Source organism: Clostridium aciditolerans (assembly GCF_016316925.1).
GTDB classification, from domain to species: domain Bacteria; phylum Bacillota; class Clostridia; order Clostridiales; family Clostridiaceae; genus Clostridium_AM; species Clostridium_AM aciditolerans.
In genome coordinates, this window is the sequence record NZ_JAEEGB010000007.1 from 155,957 (window position 1) to 175,115 (window position 19,159).

A 19,159-nucleotide genomic window follows, 5' to 3' on the forward strand; every position below is an offset into this window, starting at 1 on the left:
ACAATTGACAGAGGGCAGTGAAGGAGGAAAACTCACCTTCACTGCCCTCTGTCCTCTGTCAACTGTCCTCTGATAAAAATCCTATATATCACAAAAGTAATTATCTTCCCCATCTTTATTTTTTGCAACATACATTGCCTTGTCAGCTTTTACTATTAATTCATTAATAGTATCTCCATTCTTTGGATAAAAGCTAACTCCAATACTTAGCGATATATTTATTTGTTTTTCATTATTTATAGTTTTGTTTTTATTATTAATAATTCTAGAAACTATAGGTTTATAATTATCAAGACTTTTTATATCCGGTAATAATATTAAAAATTCATCCCCACCATATCTAGCAACTACGTCGTTTTTTCTTGTAGCTTTGGTTAATATATCAGCAACTTTAATAAGAACTTTATCACCTATTTCATGTCCATACGTATCATTTATATATTTAAATTTATTAACATCTATAAACATCAATCCTAACAAACTATTGTTTCTTTTGGCACTATCTAAAAATTTCTCAGCATATTTATAAAATAATGTTCTATTTGCAACACCCGTTAATTTATCGTAATAAGCTAAGTTTTTTATAATCTTTTCTTTTTCTTTTAATTCTTTATTTAATTTATATAAATCATGAACATATTTTCTTAACTGCTCAATATGAAGGAATTGATTTGTTACATCAATAAACTCAATAAGAATAACCTTTCTATCGTCACTTTTTAACTTACTTATTTTTAAATTTAATTTTTTATCGCTGCTGATCAGGCCCTTGTGCATAGCTGCTGAAAGAAACATTTTACATTCATTTTGCATTACATTTTCAATTAAATCTTTAAAATATTTTTTATTTAAACCTGGTAAAACGCTATATATATTACTTTTGAGTACATTCTCTAGTTTTATATCAGTTAAATATTCCATATAATTATTCCAATATAATATTTCAGATTTTTCGTTTAATACTATAGCTCCTTCATTTATACAATCTAATGTGTCACGTAATATTTTATCCATTAAAATCGACTTCCATCATATATATTTTTTTCAATATCTCGTCTAAAAACTTTAATGTCAAATTAATTACAATAGCTCCTTCAATCTTTGAATTTTCTATATTAAAGGTTACATATAGCATTAAAATGTATGTATATTCTTCATTTTCTATAAATTCCTCAATATCCATTCTATTAAATACTTTTATTTCAGGTAACATATAATTAAACTTTATATTTATATAATTGCCAATTTCTCCAATAATAGAATTTAAAACTATGTTTCCTACTTCTTTTATAATATCAAAATCTATATCTGTAAAATTCAAATCACAATATTCATCTTTGCTCTCCTCATGAAGACAAAGATTTATAAAATTCCTCATTTTATCAGCGGGAAAAATCAAGCTGGCTCTTCCTGCTGATCTTTCTTTAAAAGAAATTGAGGATACCATAATAGCACCTTCTATTATATCATTGAAATATTTATCTAATTGAATTTTATTGTCTTTTATATCCAATATCTCTACATCAGGTACATTTAATAATATTTTTTTATCAATTATTTCTGAAAGGATACTAGCTGATTTACCAACACTTATATTGAATAATTCTTTTAATATATCTTTTCTTAGTGTATTATCAATCATCTTAAATCATTCCTTATCATTTCACATATAAATTTTGCTTTTTCTTCATTAAAAGGTTTATTTATAAATGACATTATACCTAATTCTTCTATTTCTTCTCTAACTCTTTTTTGTACGTCTGCAGAGGCTACAATTATTTTTGCTTCAGCCCTAAATTCTTTTATTAATCCTATCATGTCCTTTCCACTCATATTTGGCATCAATAAATCTACAAATGTATAATCTGGACTAATTTTTTTATATGCTTCTAGTCCTTCTTGTCCATCATTTGCAAAATAAATATCCACATCCTCTAAAAATTTTTTTATTAAATTAGCCATTGTTCTTTGAGAAAAATTTGAATCATCAACAATCAAAATTTTTAACATAATGAATTCCTCTCTTCTATTTGCAACTTTTTTATAATAAATGTAAAAAAAAAGCAACAATTAATTAATATTAATTAATTGTTGGCAGGGTGCACCACTAGCTCAAAATTCCTAAGGTGCCCACATAAAAGGAATTTTTCATTGCTTCCAACTTTGCTAGATAATTCTCAAGCATATTTACATATATAAAAATATAAATTCATAATTATATAATTATTTATAATAATCAATGTAATTTTACTAAATAAAAACAAAAAAATCAACATTTAATATTTAATGATGTAAATTCCATCAAAATATTATAACTACCTATGTTACTTTTATTATATTAAAAAATCTGTCTTTAATTAACTTTAAGTTAATATAATTTCATATTTATGATAAATAAAATCACTCCCTACATTAATGCTGCATATTATTAGTATAGGGAGTGATTTATCATGTATCACGATAAAACAAAATCTAATTATAGAAAAATAATTGCTGGTGTAGATGAGAAAATCCCCAATGAGAGTGGGAAATCGATAACTGCCATAAATTTTGATAATGCCGCTACTACTCCTCCACTTATTTCCGTTTTAGGTGAAATAATTGATTTTTCAAAGTATTATTCATCAATTCACAGAGGGACAGGCTACAAATCCATATTTTCATCTAAAATTTATGAAGATTCCAGAAAAATTGTATGTGATTTTGTTCACTGCGATTATCGTGAAAATACAGTTATTTATGTAAAAAATGCTACCGAAGCTATAAATAAATTGTCCTATGCTTTTTCAACTATATATAAGGATTGTGTAGTTTTAACAACAAGAATGGAGCACCATTCTAATGACTTACCTTGGAGAAATAAGTTTAAAGTTGATTATATAGATGTAGACGATTTAGGGAAATTGAAAATAGATGATTTAGAAAATAAGCTAAAAGAATATAATGGAAAAGTTAAGCTTGTGTGCGTTACAGGAGCTTCCAACGTCACTGGTTATAAAAATCCAATATATGAAATAGCTAGTATATGCCATAGTTATAATGCAAAAATATTAGTAGATGGCGCTCAACTAGTACCTCATTACCCTATTCGTATGAAATCCTCACGAAGGGAGAGATGTATAGACTTCCTTGCATTTTCAGCTCACAAAATGTATGCTCCTTTTGGTATAGGAGTTCTTATAGGACCTAAGGAATTTTTTTTACAGGCAGAACCAGATCACGTTGGCGGAGGCACTATAGATATCGTAACAGATAACTTCGTAACCTGGGCAGACCCTCCTGATAAAAACGAGGCAGGAACTCCAAATATCATGGGAGTTATAGCTTTAACTGCTTCTATTAAAACACTTAAACATCTAGGTATGAAAGATATAGATAAGCATGAAATGGACATTTACAATTATGCCTTAAGTAAGCTTAAAAAAATACCGGAAGTTACTATTTACTGCGATACTAGTGATGATTGTGAGAAAGTTGCCATATTACCTTTTAATATAGAAGGTATTTATCATGAAATTACTGCTAAAGAATTATCTAGGATATCAGGAATTGCAGTGCGAAGCGGCTGTTTTTGTGCACACCCATATATTAGAAGATTATTAAAAATCCCATTAGATGAAATGGAGCATTATCAAAAAAACAAGGATTCAAAACGTCCAGGAATGGTTAGGCTTAGCTTCAGCTTTTACAATACCTACTCTGAGGTAGATATATTAGTTAAGACAATAAATAAAATTATAAAAAACAGATCTCATCTACAATAATAAAAACTCATATAAAAAGGTATACAATTTTTTTGATGTATACCTTTCTTTTTATTATTCTATCTTTTTTCCATGAGAAGTTCTCTTAACTCCTCGAACTGTTCATTTCCATCTTTATTAAACCAAATTTTTAATTCCTTAGCTTTTCCTTTAAAAATACTTGTAAGTGTTAACTTTTTATTAAATGGAATATGTAAGTATCCCTGAATAATTATTGATCTTGCTGGTGCAAACTCTATATGATGTAAATTCATATCCTCAAACATTATTTCATCATAAGATTCCTCCAAGTTTTTATTAGTAAAACCTTTATTTTGAGCAACCCTCAATCTGTCTCCCAGCAGCATAGCATTCATATAGAGTCCTTTAAAAATTTTGTTATTCTCCACGATTTCCCCTCCAAACCTTATTCTACTCCAGTTCTTATGCTATTTATACAACTATCATGTATTTTCTTTTCTTCCATTGCCCTTGCTGTTTTTTCATAATTGTAAGCAAATTCAACAATCTCACTCTCAACCTTTTCTTTATCTATATTTATTATTAAATAAGTGCCATTAGGTCTTCCAGTCTTTGGCTTACCTACACTTCCATCATTTAATAAAAGTTTACTACCATAAGACTTTTCATATGGTATGTGAGTGTGAGCACATACTAAAATATTCCCCTCAAATATTTCCATGACATCTTCCGCTTCTCTAGAATCTTCCTTTAAATATTCATTTATTGTTCTTACACTTCCATGCACAAAGTACATCTTCTTATTCTCAAATTCCAATACTATTTGTCTAGGAAGCGATCTTAAATATGCCTTATTTTCTTCTTTTAACTCTTTTGCTGCCCAAGGCATACAAAACTTATTTACTTCATTATCTCTTATGTAATTAAACTTTTCTTCCAAAACTGCTGCATCATAATTGCCTAATATGTTCATTATTCTTTGTTCTCTAATGAGTTCAACTACTTCATTGGGATAAGGTCCATATCCAACTAAGTCCCCTAAACAAACTATTGTATCAACCTTTGATTTTTCAATGCTTTCTAACGCAGCTTTTAACGCTTCTAAATTACCGTGTACATCTGAAATTACCGCTATTTTCATAGCTCTACCTCCCATCTATAGGTTATATTGTAAATTATACCACAAAACATCATTATAAATATCAAAATTTTAGTTTTAGAATTCGCTATCTATGGGGAAATTAACTAGAAAGTTAACTTATATAAAGAGATATAAGTTAACTTTCGGCCAAGTACTCCTATGCTATTTTATATACTTTCCATATTTGAGAGGTTTGTTTTCCTCCCAGGGTTTATATTTATTTGCGAATTCTACTCTTTCTTGGAAGGTTGGGTGAGTATAGTTCCAAAGTTTATATACCACTCCTGTAGTTGGCAATACGAGACTTTCTTCATGAAGTTTAATAGTTGAGGATATCGAGGCTTCGTTATCCTTTGTAAGTTCTAATTCAAATCTATCTGCTTCCATTTCCGTATATCTGGAATAAGCATTAGACAATGGTGTAGCTACAAATATAAAAATATTTACCAGCAATATTATAAGAGGAATAGATGCTATATCATGAAGTTTAGTAAATCCAAATACCCCTCCAGATTTATTTAATATCCAAATTGCACTTTTATTAATTAAATAAAGAATTAATATAAAGGAGGCTCCTGCAAAGATTATTGCCTTCCACACATGTCCCATCAGGTAGTGGCCCATTTCATGAGCTACAATGCACAATACTTCTCTTTGATTAAGATTTTTAATTGTTGTATCCCAAAGAACTATTCGTTTAGTATTAAGTACCCCCGTCATATAAGCATTCATTTCTTTTGTATCTACACTTTTATTTATCTGATAAACCTTACTATTCCCAATAGTTGTTTTACTTATTTCATCATAAATTTTCTGCTCCAGAACTGTATCTTGCATCTTTTCATATTTATTGAAAAGAGGATCAATATATACTGGTGAAATAAAAGTTACAAAAAATATTATTGGAATTATTAATATTCCTAACTGTAACCACCAATAGTCTGGCGACTTCCTAATTAGTAAATAAGGAATCCATATGAATAGCGCACCTGACAATATCCCAATACTGTAACTCTTGAAAAAATCGCTAACCCATTTACCAAAGGTTTGATTAGAAAGACCATATGCATGTTTAAGCACATAACTACTGTAATAGTCTAAAGGCATCGTCAACAGTGAACTTATCGTGTAATACAATGCAAAGTACAATATAATAGTTGTCAAAAACATACTGCTTTTATTTTGTGCCCAGTTTCTCATAGAACTTGATAGTCCAGAAAACAAGAATACAGCTGGAATAATCATACTTAAAACTATTCTTGTAATCCATACTGCTACTTTTTTCTGCTGATATTCTATAGCCTTCTCTGATGGCTTGGCAATCTGAGTATAACTTCCATTACCCTTCCTATACTCTGATGAATATGTATAGTTTTGAACTAAACTTTTATTATTTTGCTCTTCAGTAATTTTTACACTAAATAGAAATCCAATCATTAAACATATAAATATAATTATTGATACTGTAAGTTCCTTCTTCATTATTACCCCCATAAATGTCCTTGCTAATATATTTTTAATATATGCTAGTTATCTTTTCTTTATCCTCATCATTCTCTCACATTTTATATATTATCATATTTTAAAAGCAATCATCTCAAAATCAACACTCTGTGTAAGCGATCATCTTAAAATCATAGATTTTGGATACTTGCTTAAGATTTTGGGTGCCTGCTTATACTTAAAATTATTAACAGTATGGAAGTTGTACAGCTATGAATACCACTAATAAGCTGAGTGCCAAAGAAAAGTATCCATATAGACTTTCTGCTTTATTACCCTATATATAAAGAATATTATATAGTAAAATGAAGATACTAAAATGAATTAGCACTGTAATTATTAATTATACATTTATATATTATGTAAATTTAAAATACTTTGGAGGTGCTTAAAATATGACATTAAAAAATAGTATAGAAACTGCTACACTATCTCTTGGATGATTCTGGGGACCAGATGCCAAGTTTGGACATTTAAATGGGGTATTATCTACAAGAGTTGGTTACTGCGGAGGAAAAAAATTAAATCCAACTTATCGTGATTTAGGCGATCACACCGAAACAATACAAATAGATTTTGATATGGATAAGCTTTCTTATAAAGAAATTCTGGACATGTTTTGGAAAAATCATACCCCGACTAGACAGCCTTATTCTACACAGTATAAATCTGTTATATTTTACGCTAATGAACTTCAAAAATCTACGGCTTTAGATATGAAAAAAACTTTGGAAAATAATTTAAAAACTAAAATTTATACAGAAATCCTGCCTCTGTTTACATTTTATTATGCAGAACTGTACCATCAAAAATATTACTTACAGCTTGAAACTTCATTAGCTATGGAAATTAGAAACAAATATCCTTCAGCTAAGGAATTTGTAAATTCTACAGAAGCTGCTCGCTTAAACTCTTATATTGCTGGTTACGGAGCTGTTGATGATATAAAGGGTTCTGCGGCAAAGTTTAGTTGGGATAACACTACTGAAAAACTTCTTTTATTAAATAATAAATCTTCAGATGACATTCTTAATTGTTAAACTAAAATAAGTTTATTCTAAATATAAAATTTCTTAAATAAAAGTGACCCAAAAAGTATATTTCAGGTCACTTTTACCTTAAATTTAATATCTAATTTAAAGGCTGATTTTTTATAAACAGGATTCTTACCTTCAGTAGGATAAAATAAGTTTCTTAACTTATTTTGTCACATCTCCATCTTTTGATTCTTCATTTTTCTTTAATGAACCTTTGCTTAGGAAATCCATAACTTTTACACCTGTCAATGCCTCTACTGCCTCAGGAAGCTGCGCCATAATATCAGTAACATAACCAGTGACTTTTGAAGCACCTTTTCCTTCTCCTGTACCACTATCAACAATAACAATCTTTTCAGTTTTGGATAATGGTTCAGAAATGGCCTTCGCAATTTCAGGTAATTTTTCTATAATCATTTGAGCCATAGCAGCATCATTATATAATTTAAATGCTTCTGCTTTTTTCATCATAGCCTCTGCTTCTGCTTTACCTTTTTCTCTTATTATATCTACTTCTGCCATACCCTGAAGTTTTAAAGCATCTGCCTTTGCCTTACCTTCTAGTTCAATTGATCTTGCTCTTGCTTCTGCATCCGCAATTTCCTTATATCTAACTGCATCTGCTGTTTGCACCTGTCTATATTTATCCGCTTCTGCTTGTTTCTTAACTGTAGCTTCAAGTTCTCTCTCTTTTCTAGCAGCCTCTTTTTCAGCAAGTTCAATCTCTTTTTCCTTCTTGGTAATTTCTACTTGAACTGTAGCATCTGCAAGTTCTTTTTCCTTCTGCTTTTTAGTGATCTCTACCTGCATCTGTGTTTCAGTAACTTCCTTCTTAACCTTATTAGATTCGATTTCATATGCAAGGTCTGATATAGCTTTGGCTTGCTCCTGCTCTTTTCTATACGCTTGTACTTTTAATTCCTTTTGTTTTACAGATTCAGCAATTTGAGTTTCTGATAAAATCCTAGCAGCCTCTCCTTCTCTAATTGCATCTGAGGTTTTAATTTTTGTTTCTTTTGCTGCATCTGCTTCTGCTATTTGAGCATCTCTTTTAACTGCCGCAATCCTTGGTTTTCCAAGAGCTTCTAAGTATCCATTTTTATCTGAAATATCCTTAATAGTTAAAACCTTTAACTCAAGTCCCATTTGTGCAAGGTCAATTGCTGCAACTTCTTGAACGTGAGATGCAAACATTTCCCTATCTTTATATATTTCTTCTACTGTCATTTTTGAAACAATTTCTCTAAGCTTACCTTCTAGGACATTCTTTGTTGTGTGTACAATAACTTGAAGAGTATGCTGCATTCCATTTGATGTATTAAATTGCTCTGCAGCAGATAAAATTGAATCAGTATCTGATTTTACCTTTACAACAGCAACTCCATCTGCTGCAATTCCTACTCCCTGTCCTGTTAAAGCACCATCAATGCTTATTTCAATCTCCATATTTTCTAGTGATATTTTGTCTGTCCTTTCTAACATTGGTATTACAAATCCACCACCACCAGTGATGACTCTCTTTTTAAGACCTGTAACAACCAATGCTTTATCCTGAGGCACTCTTTTCCACATGGAGAAAACCCCCAATGCTAAAAGTATAATGACCCCCACAATGATTACAGGAACAATCATAATTGACATGTTGAACATATTTCTCTCCCCTTTTTATTATATTTTTTATTTAATAAATTTTAATTTATTCATTTAAAGGTTGAACATAAAATACATTATTTTTAATTTCATATATAATTACATCTTCCCCTTGTAATATTGATTTTTTACCAATGTGCTGTGCAGGCGCATTATATTTATTTCCGTTGACTATATATGATATAACTCCAAATCCATTTTCTAATATTGGAGATATAACTATAGCTTTCATTCCTATAAGCTTATCCTGGGAAACTGCACTTGTATTTTGTGCTTTATATAGAGGTACCACTATAAATTTATATAATACAAATGAAATCATAAGACCCAGCGCAAGTGCCAGTAGGAATGTGAACATTTCGTTTAGCCCATAGTGATTACCCATAATCCCAACGCCACCAAATATAGTGATAAATGAAACTATAGTTATAGGTTTTAGTGGAAAAACCGTGAGTGTATGCCCTGAACCTTGGGTATCAATATGAGTGTCAACATGTGTGTCAACATGTGTATCAATATGCCCTCCAATGTGAATAAAGTCAAACAACCCTCCTAATAAAAATGTTACCAAGGTATATATAACCCCTACCCAAAAAACAATAGTGTATACATGTTCCATAAAAACCCTCCTTCATACCTTATGTACAACATTTTTAGTCTTATTTCAGGATTATAATGATTGCTACATAATATATATTTACTAAATGGCCATATAGATTATCAGTAGATTTGCTAATTACAATACATAATGCGTTATTTAATAACTTATTATGTATTATACCTTATTATACCACGTATTACAGTTAAATCAAATCTTTAATAGGTTATATTAGGCAATCTATATAAGCAAACAATTAAATATTAGAATTAAGTTGCATTTTCTAACTTACGCTCGCTAATGCTAAATATCACTCTCTAAATTATATTTATCAGCATTAACAATAAAATAGGCTAGAAACCCAGGTATACCTATGCACTAAACAGTTGTTTTTTTCTTTTCTTAAAATAATAAAACTGTTTTTCCCTTTTGAGAAAAAACAGTTTTGTTTTGAAAATAGAAAGCTTAATCCAAAAATAAAATTCATTGCTAAATATAAGTTAAGTCTTGAATAGCATGGGGATTTTTAATAGTTTTGACCTATCATTCCATAAAGCATTTTAGTTGCTACAGCTAGAGACATAGTAACAAAGATTGGTTTTATAACTTTTGCGCCCTTATTTAAAGCAACCTTTGTCCCTAATTTTGCTCCTATTATCATAAACAAAGCTACTGGTATTCCTATTTTATAATCAATTTGTCCTCTTAGTGCAAACATACCTAAAGATGCAATATTACTTACAAAGTTTAAAACTTTTCCGTTTCCACCAGCACGAGTAAAATCAAAAGAAAATATGCTTATAAGTCCGAATATTAAGAATGAACCTGTACCAGGGCCGAAAAAACCATCATAGAAACCTAAGGATAATGCAAGAATCATTCCAAGAAAAATATTCTTTTTAGTAAGACCTTTAAAGTTATCTTCAGTTCCTATGTTCTTTGAAAATAGGCTATAAATGCTGACAAGTAGTAGAAGTACCAGTACTATGGTATTGAGGTACTTTGCATTGATATTAAGAACAGTATTTACACCTAAAATAGCACCTATTAATGTAAATGGAGCTAAAAACTTTATAAGCTTAAAATCTACCTTACCAGATTGAGCAAATTTAATAGAACTTGTGAAGGAAGCACAGGAAGAAGAAAACTTGTTTGTCCCTAATGCTAAATGAGGAGGAATACCTGCCATTAAGAATGCAGGCATACTTATAATTCCGCCGCCGCCAGCTATAGAATCTACAAATGCAGCACAAAATCCAGCTGCACATAAAAATATTAAGTTATTGATCAAGAATATACACTCCTTTAATAATTATACTAATCTTCATATCTGAACTATATTTTTTAGATTACAACTTCTCTTAATTTGATTATAATTGAGATATCTCTATTGTTACTTTTAAGAATTTATCAATATCCGCAGTTGAATTGCAATGTAATGGTGCAACTCTAATAGCACCATCTAAATTGAAAGACTCAAGCATTCTTTTTGAATATGGGCTAGAAATCAATCTGTCATATACAATAACGCCTCTTTTTTCATATTCTCTAACTGCTTGTGTGTAGTCTATATTATCAAAGCCAATTGCAATTATAAAATCTCTTTTTGTAAGATCTTCATAATCAAAGAATACTTTAACGCCTTTCATATTTCTAAGTCCGGTAATTTCATTAGTGCCGTTAAGCATCCTAGCCATTAAAGCTCTTTCTTGTAGAGCAATTTTTGTCATACCACAAGCAAATAATTCTCGTCTATCGCTACTATCAATAAATTTGCTGCCAATCCAACATACATAATTTACTATTTCAGTAACTACAGCAAATTGTGATAGAGCAGGACTACCTAGTTCCCATACATTAGCTTCTTTAGAAATTAACTTATGATGTGGAAGTTCTGCTACTCTCTCAGATAACCAAGCAATTCCTAAGCCTCTACAACCAAAGAATTTGTATGGAGCAAAGCTAATAGCATCAACAGGAGTTTTTTGGAGATCTATTAAAACATGTGGGACATGCTGTACTGCATCTACAATAATATATAAATCAGGTTTAATTTTACGAGCTTTTTTTATTATTTTCTCAATATCATAGATAGCACCTGAAATGTTTGATGCATACATTACACTTAATAGGCATGTATCTTTATCTATTAATTTAATAATTTCATCAACATCTACTCTACCTGTGGCAGGGTTGCTTTTTGCCACTCTAAGTTCCTTGTTTAATTTTTTAGCATAATACTCCATTGAGTCATATGATGAAGGATGCTCCAGTATAGATGTTACCATATTTGTACCATTAATATTTTCAGCAATAGCTCGTACTATGTCAAACATAGCTTGAGAAGCTGTTAGTGATGTAAAAATACTACCGCTTTTAGCATTGAAAATAGTTCTTACATCATTAATTCCATCTTCTAGAACTTTTTGTAAATATGATGCCGTTTTATGAATAGGCCCTGGATAATCTGGAATAGCATCAATTTTACTAAATTGTTCTACTGCTTTTTTAAGTCTGAAAGAGCCTCCAGCGTTACCGAAAAAAAGCCTTTCACCAATATTAGGATCAGTATCTACATGGTAAAAACGTTCCTTAATTTCTTTTAATAGCTCATTTGAAAATAGTTCCCCATTGCTTATAACACTCATTTTATACGTCTCCTCTTTAAATCATTCATGCTTTATTTGATTATATCATGACAAAATGATATAATCTAATTCATATATTTATATAATTATTATATAAATTTAATTATATGTAGGGGTAGTAAAATGTTTCAAGGAATGAACTATGTATACGAAGTTTATAAAGAAGGTAGCTTTTCAAAAGCTGCAAAAAATCTTTATATCAGTCAACCAGCACTAAGTGCATATATCAAAAAAATAGAAACCGATCTAGGAGTTCCTTTGTTCGATAGAAGTACCACACCAATACATTTAACTGAACCAGGTGAAATGTATATAAATGCTATCCTTCAGGTCAAAGCCATTGAAAATAATCTTGAACAATACTTTCAAGATATAATGAATCTAAAAACAGGAAAAGTTTCTATTGGTGGTTCAAATTTCTTTTGTTCATATGTGCTTCCTGATATAATAGCAGAGTTCAAAAAACAACAACCAGGTATAACTGTAGATTTATCTGAAGTCAATTCTCTTGGTTTAAAGGAAGAATTGATGAAGGAAACAATTGATTTAGGAATAGAGTGTTGTTCTTTAGATACAAAGCACTTTGAAAATCACGTAATTGGCAGAGAAAATATTATTTTAGCGGTGCCAGGAAATTATAAAATCAATGATGAATTAATAGACTATCGCTTATCCTTTCAGGATATAGCAGATAATAAACATCTATCTCCTGACTTTCCATCCATACAGTTAAACAAATTTTCAAATGAGCCCTTTATTATACTTAAAAAAGGTAATGACATGTATACACGTAGTATGAAATTATGTCAAAAAGCTGGATTTGTACCCAAAGCGGCAATGTATATAGACCAATTAATGACATCTTACCATATTGCTTGCAAAGGCATGGGAATTGCATTCATACGAGATTCTTTAGTAAACCATGTGAACTTTAATCAAGATATTTGTTTCTATAAACTAGCGGACGAGCTTTCTAGTAGAGAGCTAGTTTTGATACGAAAAAAGAATCGATATTTATCTAGAAGTGTTGATGCATTCATAAATTCGGTTACATCTTTTTTTTCAAGTTAATGGTTTGGGAAAGTTTTATGTACTCTTTGTTTAATTTACTAGTTTTATTTACTAAACAAACGGCTTAACTTTGCAAATAAAAAAATATATTGAGATTGTACTATGGACGAATGTTTAATTTACAATCTCAATATATTCAAATTGTTGCTTCTAGTGTAATTGTCATAATTTAATTAGGGAATTTAAGATTGATTATTTATCCGATGACTTACCCGCTCTAATACTCCCATCGCACTCTGTGAAAGCGATTCACTCCAAATCAAAGATTTGGGTTCTCTGCTTTTCTTCAAGCGGGAGTAAAGAGCGGCTATGTCCCTGGATAACGACTTCTAAGCTTCAGATGGAGCCAAAACTCTACCTGAAGCCAAGAATTCTGTTTATGAAAAGAACCTTAACTTAAGCTTCTCTCACGCTTATACAAGCAAATATTTTTGTATTCCTTTATAGTCTTGATTATGAAACTTGTTCAAATTGTAAACTATATAAAGAAGCATATATACCCTTCTTATGCATAAGCTGTTCATGAGTTCCTGATTCTCTAATGCCATCCTCTGTCAATACTAATATCTCATCCGCATTTTTTATAGTACTTAATCTATGAGCTATAACAATAGTAGTTCTATTTTTTGAAAGCTCTTCTAAGGATTTTTGAATGTATTTTTCGCTCTCATTGTCAAGAGCAGATGTTGCTTCATCAAGAATTAAAATTGGTGGATTTTTAAGAAATGCTCTAGCAATAGATATTCTTTGCTTTTGTCCACCAGAGAGTTTAACCCCTCTTTCTCCAACAAAAGTATCATACCCATCTTCTAAATTCAATATAAACTCATGAGCATTTGCCTTCTTAGCTGCTTCAATTATTTCTTTATCTGATGCGCCCGGTTTTCCGTATGCAATATTTTCTTTTATAGTACCTGAAAACATATATACATCCTGTTGTACAATGCCTATAACCTTTCTTAGAGATTTTAATTTTATATCTCTAATATCTTTTCCATCTATTTTTATAGAACCACTATCTATTTCATAAAATCTAGGTATAAGGCTGCAAAAGGTAGTTTTACCACCTCCTGATGGTCCTACTAGCGCAACATTTCTTCCTGCATTAACTTTTATATTTACATTATTTAATATTGTACTTTTATCATCATAGCTGAAGGATACATCATTAAATTCTATTTCACCCTTAATTTCTTTTAGTTCTACAGCATTAGGCTTATCCATTATATCTGGTACAGTATTAATTATTTCTAAAAATCTGTCAAAGCCAGTAATACCTTTTTGAAACTGCTCTGTAAAATTCACTAGTTTGTCTATAGGATTTAAAAATATGTTTATATACAAAATATATATAACTAAGTCTGATACCTTTGCTTCTCCCATACTAATGAATATTCCACCTAATAATATAACAGTAAGATATAAAATACCTTGAAAGAAGCCATTTCCACTAAAGAATTTTCCCATAATAAAATATCCTGCTTCTTTCGTTTCTAAAAACTCCATATTTCCTTTTTTAAACTTACTATTTTCAACTTCTTCATTTGAAAATGATTTTACTACTCTAATACCAGAAAGACTATCTTGAATTTGAGCATTGACATTTGCTATCTTCTGTCTATTTTTCATAAAGATAAACTTCATTTTTTTATTATAGAAGTATGAGAAATATAACATAACCATAGTTAAAAAGAATAAGGCTGAAGTAATCTTAACATTTATATTCATAAGTATTATAAATGAGCCTAATATTTTAATTATAGAAATAAATAAATCTTCTGGACCATGATGTGCTAATTCAGATATATCAAAAAGGTCAGTAATTATTCTAGACATCAACTTCCCAGTGTTATTGTTATCATAATACGAAAAAGATAGCTTTTGAAGATGATTGAAAATATCACTTCTCATATCCGCTTCCATTTTAGCTCCCATTATATGTCCCCATGAAGTTATATAATATTGGCAAAAATATCTTATTATATACATTGCAAGCAGAGCAACTCCAATTAGAACTACAAATTTAATTATTTGATCACTAGTTTTATTTGTGTATACATCATTTAGCATATATCTTACTATCATTGGAAATGCAAGATCAATTGCTGAAAGTGTAAGAGCACAAAACATGTCCATAAAAAACATATTTTTATAAGGCTTATAGTATCCTATAAACTTCTTTAAAGTATCCATTTATGTCCCTCCTTTAATTTAACGGTGAAACTTGCCCCGTGGTTGTTTATAACCCCCATCTGATTCAAGTTTTACTTTATCAATACATCTGTCACAAAACTGTATTAGTATTTGTTTTTTATGCAATAAAATAAAGTTATCATCTTATGAACTAATATTCAATAGTAAAATAATTTTTCAAAAAATTTTTGCTTCTATATAATTCTAAACCCAAACTGCCGGAACACTACTTGAAACCACCTCTACAGGGGGGAGAGTGAATTTTAAGTAATGTGGTTTTAGATTATATAGAAGCAATAAAATCAAACAGAATATTTGATTAAGATAATAGCAATTTAATAATACATGGTGATATTAAGCCAAAAACAATATAATAGTAATGCTAAATATGTCACCAATATTATATATTTCATTGTATTACTTAATCATTCATAAATCAATGGAGTTTTTGCATATTTTTATCAATATTATAAGAAAAATGAATTATTATATACTTATTTTTATAAAAGCAGCCACAAAAATTTAAAAATTTAATAAATTTTTTAAATTTTTGTGACTTATATTAATTTTTTTATTTAAACTATTCTTATAAAGTATGATACATTTCATATTGTGCTATTTTGTCTTGTTTAAATCCAGTATGATTTGCAAATCCTTGAATGGATGAATTATTTGGGAACCCTAATGTAACCTTAGGTAAGTTTAAAATTTTAGTTCCTTCCAATATTAATTCTTTTGCAATACCCTTATTTCTAAAAGAATTATTCACCCACAGAAAATTTATTCTGCTGTTTTTATTCATACTTATAACTCCAACTAATCTATTTTCCGTACATGCAGCTAAAGTCAATTGATCTTCTGACTTTTCTAAGTAGTCTACATCATTTTGCCAGTTAATATGCACATCCAATATTTTTTCTCGTATAATTTTTAATCCAGCAGTCTCCATCGGTTTTATACTTAAGTTTAATTCACTACTCTTTTGTATTTTATTTATATCGTTTAATGTGTAGAAACTTTGGTCATATATTTTTTCATAGTTTAGCCTTTTATAAAAGTTTATAGCTCTATCATTTCCTACAATAACCTCTAAGAACAACTGCTTACAGCCTTGTTTAATTGCTTCTTCTTTATGAAGCTCCATTAATTTTTGACTTATGCCTAAACCTCTATACTCCTTTTGAATTGCTAATGCACCGCATCTCATTGTATTTATACCCTCATAAATTTTAACCCCCCCAAGGACTACACCAACAGGTTTACCTTCCTCTAATGCAATAAATGATAAATCTAAGCTATTTCCCTCTGGACCGAAAAATCTTTTTATGAAAAACTCCTGCGGCATCTGTAATTTGATTATATAATCTTCAAATCCATTATTAAAAGCCTTAAAAACTAAATCAATATCTACTTCTGAGCATTTTTTATAAACTATCATATTCATTTCCCCCAATAAGTTTTCTTAATATCATATCAATATGATTTTCTATTATAGGTTCTGTAAGAGGAATTCCCATAACACTATTGAAAAATCCAATTCCATCTGTTGATGATAGTATAATGTAAATCATTGAATCTATATCCAATTTAGAATTAAATTCTCCGTCAGCGACTCCCTGTTTCAATATACTTTCTAAATCATTATGAAATAATGCATATCTTTTTTTTGCTGCAACTAAGGTCTCTGGGTTTCTTGAAACTACTGACCAAAATTCAAAGGTAAATCTGGCGTTCAACAATGTATCTTCGTCAAATAATCCACCTAAAACCCACTGAATATATTTCTTTAATTTCTCAGTACTTGTATCAGCTTTTTCAAAGCTCTCTATCAAGCTATGTCTTTTATTAAACCTGTCTTCAGCAATTGCTAAAAATATCTCTTCCTTGCTCTTAAAATAATTGTATATTCCCCCTTTACTCATTCCTGTAGCTTTTACGATATCCTCCATTGAGGTTTCCACAAAGCCTTTTTGCGAAAACAATTTCATGGCATTGTCAATTATATAGCTTTTTTTCTGTGTTTTAGATTCTTCGCTAATTTTAGGAGACATAACAAACCTCCAAAACCGACCAGACGGTTTTTTATTTTATAATATCATTTTATATTTAAAATATCAATATCTATTCTAAAATTATTAATACTACAGTAGAGATACCCTTATGAATGCCGCTAATGAGTCAAGCACTCATATTGTTTGTCTATAATAAAAAAACAATTTACAATACTTAATTGCAAATTGTTTTTTTAAATTATTTACTTTTAAATAATTTTACGTACTCTCCATATCCCTTTTCTTCAAGTTCATTAAAAGGAATAAATCTTAATGAAGCACTATTTATACAATATCTAAGACCACCTTTATCCTGTGGACCGTCATTAAATACATGGCCTAAATGAGAATCAGCATTTTTACTTCTAACCTCTATACGGTGCATATTATGGCTAAAATCCGCCTTTTCCTTTATATTTTGTTTTTCCAGTGGTTTAACAAAACTAGGCCACCCACAGCCTGAATCAAATTTATCTAATGAGCTAAAAAGAGGTTCACCAGATACTACATCTACATATAATCCTGCTTCTTTGTGATTCCAGAATTCATTTTCAAAAGGTCTTTCAGTGGCATTTTCCTGAGTTACTTTATATTGAGTAGGGTTCAATCTTTTTAATAGTTCTTCCTTTTTAGGTTTTGAAACTTCATCTTTCTCCATCTATTATCACTCCTTTAGTATTAGCTTATCTAAAGTCGATAATATAATTCAAGCTATACTTTAAAATGTTTTAGCTAAATAATTTAAAATAACCTTCACCTCTGCATTAATCTCAATTACTCCTTCCATTATAGGTGTAGCTTCAGTTGATGCTGCTAATACAGCTTGGCGGTATACAGGTCTATACTCTTGTCTTTCTTCTATTATTCTAATTGGAGTATTGTTAACAATAACATTTAATGTATCTCCAAGTTCTCTTGCTTTCTCTAAAGCATTTCTTACAGCAATTTTTAATGCTTGGTTGTAGTATTTTTCTGGATTCTCAATAGTGAAAGTAATGTTATTTACAACATTAGCTCCACTAGCTACAGCTGCATCAATGATTTCACCAATTCTGCTTAACTCTCTTAGTGTAACTCTAAATGTATTCGTAATTTTATATGTTCTAAATACCTGCTTTCCTTCAATGTAATCATATTCCGGTGTTATGGTATAATTTTCAGTCTGTATATCCCTTTCTTTAATCCCCATTCTTTTAAGTGTATCTAATATTTTGTTGGCTTTTTCGATGCTTTGTGCTTGAGCTACACTTAAATCTTTATTTTCTACTACGACTCCTATGCTAGCTGTTGCTATATCAGGCTTAACCTTTATATTACCCTTTCCATATACAGTCATAAGATTATTTTTAATATTTGTATTTGGATATCTCAAATACGGATAATTATAGAAATATCTTTGCATAATAAATTCCTCCTAAATATACGTTTTATAACTATATATATTAGGGAAGTAATTTTTTAATTCACATAACTTAATATTCCAGAAGTATGAAATGTTGTATACGTTATGTTATAATAAATGTACACTATCACAGGTATTAA

Annotated in this window: 17 protein-coding genes, 1 pseudogene and 1 riboswitch; of the genes and pseudogenes, 3 read left to right on the forward strand and 15 right to left on the reverse strand. The window is 29.8% G+C overall.

Annotation, left to right across the window (positions count from 1 at the left end; genetic code table 11):
- Positions 1-81: 81 nt before the first annotated feature.
- Genes I6U51_RS07950 through I6U51_RS07960 form a run of 3 tightly spaced genes read right to left on the reverse strand, consistent with a single transcriptional unit; the run spans position 82 to position 2,010 of the window.
- Positions 82-1,014: a sensor domain-containing diguanylate cyclase gene (locus I6U51_RS07950; protein ID WP_211142140.1), complete on the reverse strand. Its 933-nt coding sequence runs from the start codon at positions 1,012-1,014 to the stop codon at positions 82-84.
- Positions 1,007-1,642, reverse strand: coding sequence for a chemotaxis protein CheC (locus I6U51_RS07955; protein WP_211142141.1), 636 nt, complete (start codon positions 1,640-1,642; stop codon positions 1,007-1,009). The genes I6U51_RS07950 and I6U51_RS07955 overlap by 8 nt, the downstream gene beginning before the upstream one ends.
- Positions 1,639-2,010 carry a response regulator gene (locus I6U51_RS07960; protein WP_211142142.1) on the reverse strand — a complete coding sequence of 124 codons (372 nt, stop codon included), beginning with the start codon at positions 2,008-2,010 and terminating at the stop codon, positions 1,639-1,641. The genes I6U51_RS07955 and I6U51_RS07960 overlap by 4 nt, the downstream gene beginning before the upstream one ends.
- A gap of 74 nt (positions 2,011-2,084) precedes the next feature.
- Positions 2,085-2,168, reverse strand: a riboswitch (cyclic di-GMP riboswitch).
- Between the two features lie 282 nt (positions 2,169-2,450).
- Between I6U51_RS07960 and I6U51_RS07965 the strand changes: the two genes are divergently transcribed.
- Positions 2,451-3,764 (forward strand): aminotransferase class V-fold PLP-dependent enzyme, encoded by a 1,314-nt coding sequence (locus I6U51_RS07965; protein ID WP_211142143.1) that lies wholly within the window; start codon positions 2,451-2,453, stop codon positions 3,762-3,764.
- A 59-nt stretch (positions 3,765-3,823) separates the two neighbouring features.
- Here I6U51_RS07965 and I6U51_RS07970 read toward each other — a convergent pair whose 3' ends face one another.
- From I6U51_RS07970 to I6U51_RS07980, 3 genes are all read right to left on the reverse strand, one after another.
- Positions 3,824-4,153 carry a hypothetical protein gene (locus tag I6U51_RS07970; protein WP_343069580.1) on the reverse strand — a complete coding sequence of 110 codons (330 nt, stop codon included), beginning with the start codon at positions 4,151-4,153 and terminating at the stop codon, positions 3,824-3,826.
- Between the two features lie 17 nt (positions 4,154-4,170).
- Positions 4,171-4,866: a metallophosphoesterase family protein gene (locus tag I6U51_RS07975; RefSeq protein ID WP_211142144.1), complete on the reverse strand. Its 696-nt coding sequence runs from the start codon at positions 4,864-4,866 to the stop codon at positions 4,171-4,173.
- 162 nt (positions 4,867-5,028) lie between these two features.
- On the reverse strand, positions 5,029-6,348 hold the full coding sequence (locus I6U51_RS07980; protein WP_211142145.1) for a M48 family metallopeptidase: 1,320 nt from the start codon (positions 6,346-6,348) through the stop codon (positions 5,029-5,031).
- 476 nt (positions 6,349-6,824) lie between these two features.
- Between I6U51_RS07980 and I6U51_RS07985 the strand changes: the two are divergent.
- A pseudogene (locus I6U51_RS07985) lies at positions 6,825-7,409 on the forward strand (peptide-methionine (S)-S-oxide reductase MsrA); the annotation flags it as partial.
- Positions 7,410-7,568: 159 nt separating this feature from the next.
- On the opposite strand, the gene I6U51_RS07990 reads toward I6U51_RS07985, so the two are convergent.
- The 4 genes from I6U51_RS07990 to I6U51_RS08005 form a co-directional block, all read right to left on the reverse strand.
- Complete coding sequence (locus I6U51_RS07990; protein WP_211142146.1) at positions 7,569-9,056, reverse strand: flotillin family protein; 1,488 nt, start codon at positions 9,054-9,056, stop codon at positions 7,569-7,571.
- A 46-nt stretch (positions 9,057-9,102) separates the two neighbouring features.
- Positions 9,103-9,675 carry an NfeD family protein gene (locus I6U51_RS07995; protein WP_211142147.1) on the reverse strand — a complete coding sequence of 191 codons (573 nt, stop codon included), beginning with the start codon at positions 9,673-9,675 and terminating at the stop codon, positions 9,103-9,105.
- Between the two features lie 505 nt (positions 9,676-10,180).
- The gene (locus I6U51_RS08000; protein ID WP_211142198.1) at positions 10,181-10,942 is read right to left on the reverse strand and encodes a TSUP family transporter; all 762 of its coding nucleotides are present in this window, start codon (positions 10,940-10,942) and stop codon (positions 10,181-10,183) included.
- Between the two features lie 82 nt (positions 10,943-11,024).
- Complete coding sequence (locus I6U51_RS08005) at positions 11,025-12,302, reverse strand: aminotransferase class V-fold PLP-dependent enzyme (protein WP_211142148.1); 1,278 nt, start codon at positions 12,300-12,302, stop codon at positions 11,025-11,027.
- 123 nt (positions 12,303-12,425) lie between these two features.
- Between I6U51_RS08005 and I6U51_RS08010 the strand changes: the two genes are divergently transcribed.
- Positions 12,426-13,373 carry a LysR family transcriptional regulator gene (locus I6U51_RS08010; RefSeq protein ID WP_211142149.1) on the forward strand — a complete coding sequence of 316 codons (948 nt, stop codon included), beginning with the start codon at positions 12,426-12,428 and terminating at the stop codon, positions 13,371-13,373.
- Between the two features lie 453 nt (positions 13,374-13,826).
- On the opposite strand, the gene I6U51_RS08015 is transcribed toward I6U51_RS08010, so the two are convergent.
- From I6U51_RS08015 to I6U51_RS08035, 5 genes are all read right to left on the reverse strand, one after another.
- Positions 13,827-15,566 (reverse strand): ABC transporter ATP-binding protein, encoded by a 1,740-nt coding sequence (locus tag I6U51_RS08015; RefSeq protein WP_211142150.1) that lies wholly within the window; start codon positions 15,564-15,566, stop codon positions 13,827-13,829.
- 586 nt (positions 15,567-16,152) lie between these two features.
- Positions 16,153-17,004: a GNAT family N-acetyltransferase gene (locus tag I6U51_RS08020; protein WP_211142151.1), complete on the reverse strand. Its 852-nt coding sequence runs from the start codon at positions 17,002-17,004 to the stop codon at positions 16,153-16,155.
- Positions 16,991-17,617, reverse strand: a complete 627-nt coding sequence (locus I6U51_RS08025) for a TetR/AcrR family transcriptional regulator (RefSeq protein ID WP_211142152.1) — start codon at positions 17,615-17,617, stop codon at positions 16,991-16,993. The genes I6U51_RS08020 and I6U51_RS08025 overlap by 14 nt, the downstream gene beginning before the upstream one ends.
- Before the next feature lie 199 nt (positions 17,618-17,816).
- Entirely contained in the window at positions 17,817-18,275 is a 459-nt protein-coding gene (gene msrB / locus I6U51_RS08030; RefSeq protein WP_211142153.1) for a peptide-methionine (R)-S-oxide reductase MsrB, read from the reverse strand.
- 60 nt (positions 18,276-18,335) lie between these two features.
- Positions 18,336-19,019, reverse strand: coding sequence for an SIMPL domain-containing protein (locus tag I6U51_RS08035; protein WP_211142154.1), 684 nt, complete (start codon positions 19,017-19,019; stop codon positions 18,336-18,338).
- Positions 19,020-19,159: the final 140 nt, after the last annotated feature.

Excerpts from the sequence above, each read along its gene's own strand:
- I6U51_RS07950 (WP_211142140.1), bottom strand. The coding sequence starts at position 1,014 with ATGGATAAAATATTACGTGACACATTAGATTGTATAAATGAAGGAGCT.
- I6U51_RS07955 (WP_211142141.1), bottom strand. The coding sequence starts at position 1,642 with ATGATTGATAATACACTAAGAAAAGATATATTAAAAGAATTATTCAAT.
- I6U51_RS07960 (WP_211142142.1), bottom strand. The coding sequence starts at position 2,010 with ATGTTAAAAATTTTGATTGTTGATGATTCAAATTTTTCTCAAAGAACA.
- I6U51_RS07965 (WP_211142143.1), top strand. The coding sequence starts at position 2,451 with ATGTATCACGATAAAACAAAATCTAATTATAGAAAAATAATTGCTGGT.
- I6U51_RS07975 (WP_211142144.1), bottom strand. The coding sequence starts at position 4,866 with ATGAAAATAGCGGTAATTTCAGATGTACACGGTAATTTAGAAGCGTTA.
- I6U51_RS07980 (WP_211142145.1), bottom strand. The coding sequence starts at position 6,348 with ATGAAGAAGGAACTTACAGTATCAATAATTATATTTATATGTTTAATG.
- I6U51_RS07990 (WP_211142146.1), bottom strand. The coding sequence starts at position 9,056 with ATGTTCAACATGTCAATTATGATTGTTCCTGTAATCATTGTGGGGGTC.
- I6U51_RS07995 (WP_211142147.1), bottom strand. The coding sequence starts at position 9,675 with ATGGAACATGTATACACTATTGTTTTTTGGGTAGGGGTTATATATACC.
- I6U51_RS08005 (WP_211142148.1), bottom strand. The coding sequence starts at position 12,302 with ATGAGTGTTATAAGCAATGGGGAACTATTTTCAAATGAGCTATTAAAA.
- I6U51_RS08010 (WP_211142149.1), top strand. The coding sequence starts at position 12,426 with ATGTTTCAAGGAATGAACTATGTATACGAAGTTTATAAAGAAGGTAGC.
- I6U51_RS08015 (WP_211142150.1), bottom strand. The coding sequence starts at position 15,566 with ATGGATACTTTAAAGAAGTTTATAGGATACTATAAGCCTTATAAAAAT.
- I6U51_RS08020 (WP_211142151.1), bottom strand. The coding sequence starts at position 17,004 with ATGATAGTTTATAAAAAATGCTCAGAAGTAGATATTGATTTAGTTTTT.
- I6U51_RS08025 (WP_211142152.1), bottom strand. The coding sequence starts at position 17,617 with ATGTCTCCTAAAATTAGCGAAGAATCTAAAACACAGAAAAAAAGCTAT.
- msrB (WP_211142153.1), bottom strand. The coding sequence starts at position 18,275 with ATGGAGAAAGATGAAGTTTCAAAACCTAAAAAGGAAGAACTATTAAAA.
- I6U51_RS08035 (WP_211142154.1), bottom strand. The coding sequence starts at position 19,019 with ATGCAAAGATATTTCTATAATTATCCGTATTTGAGATATCCAAATACA.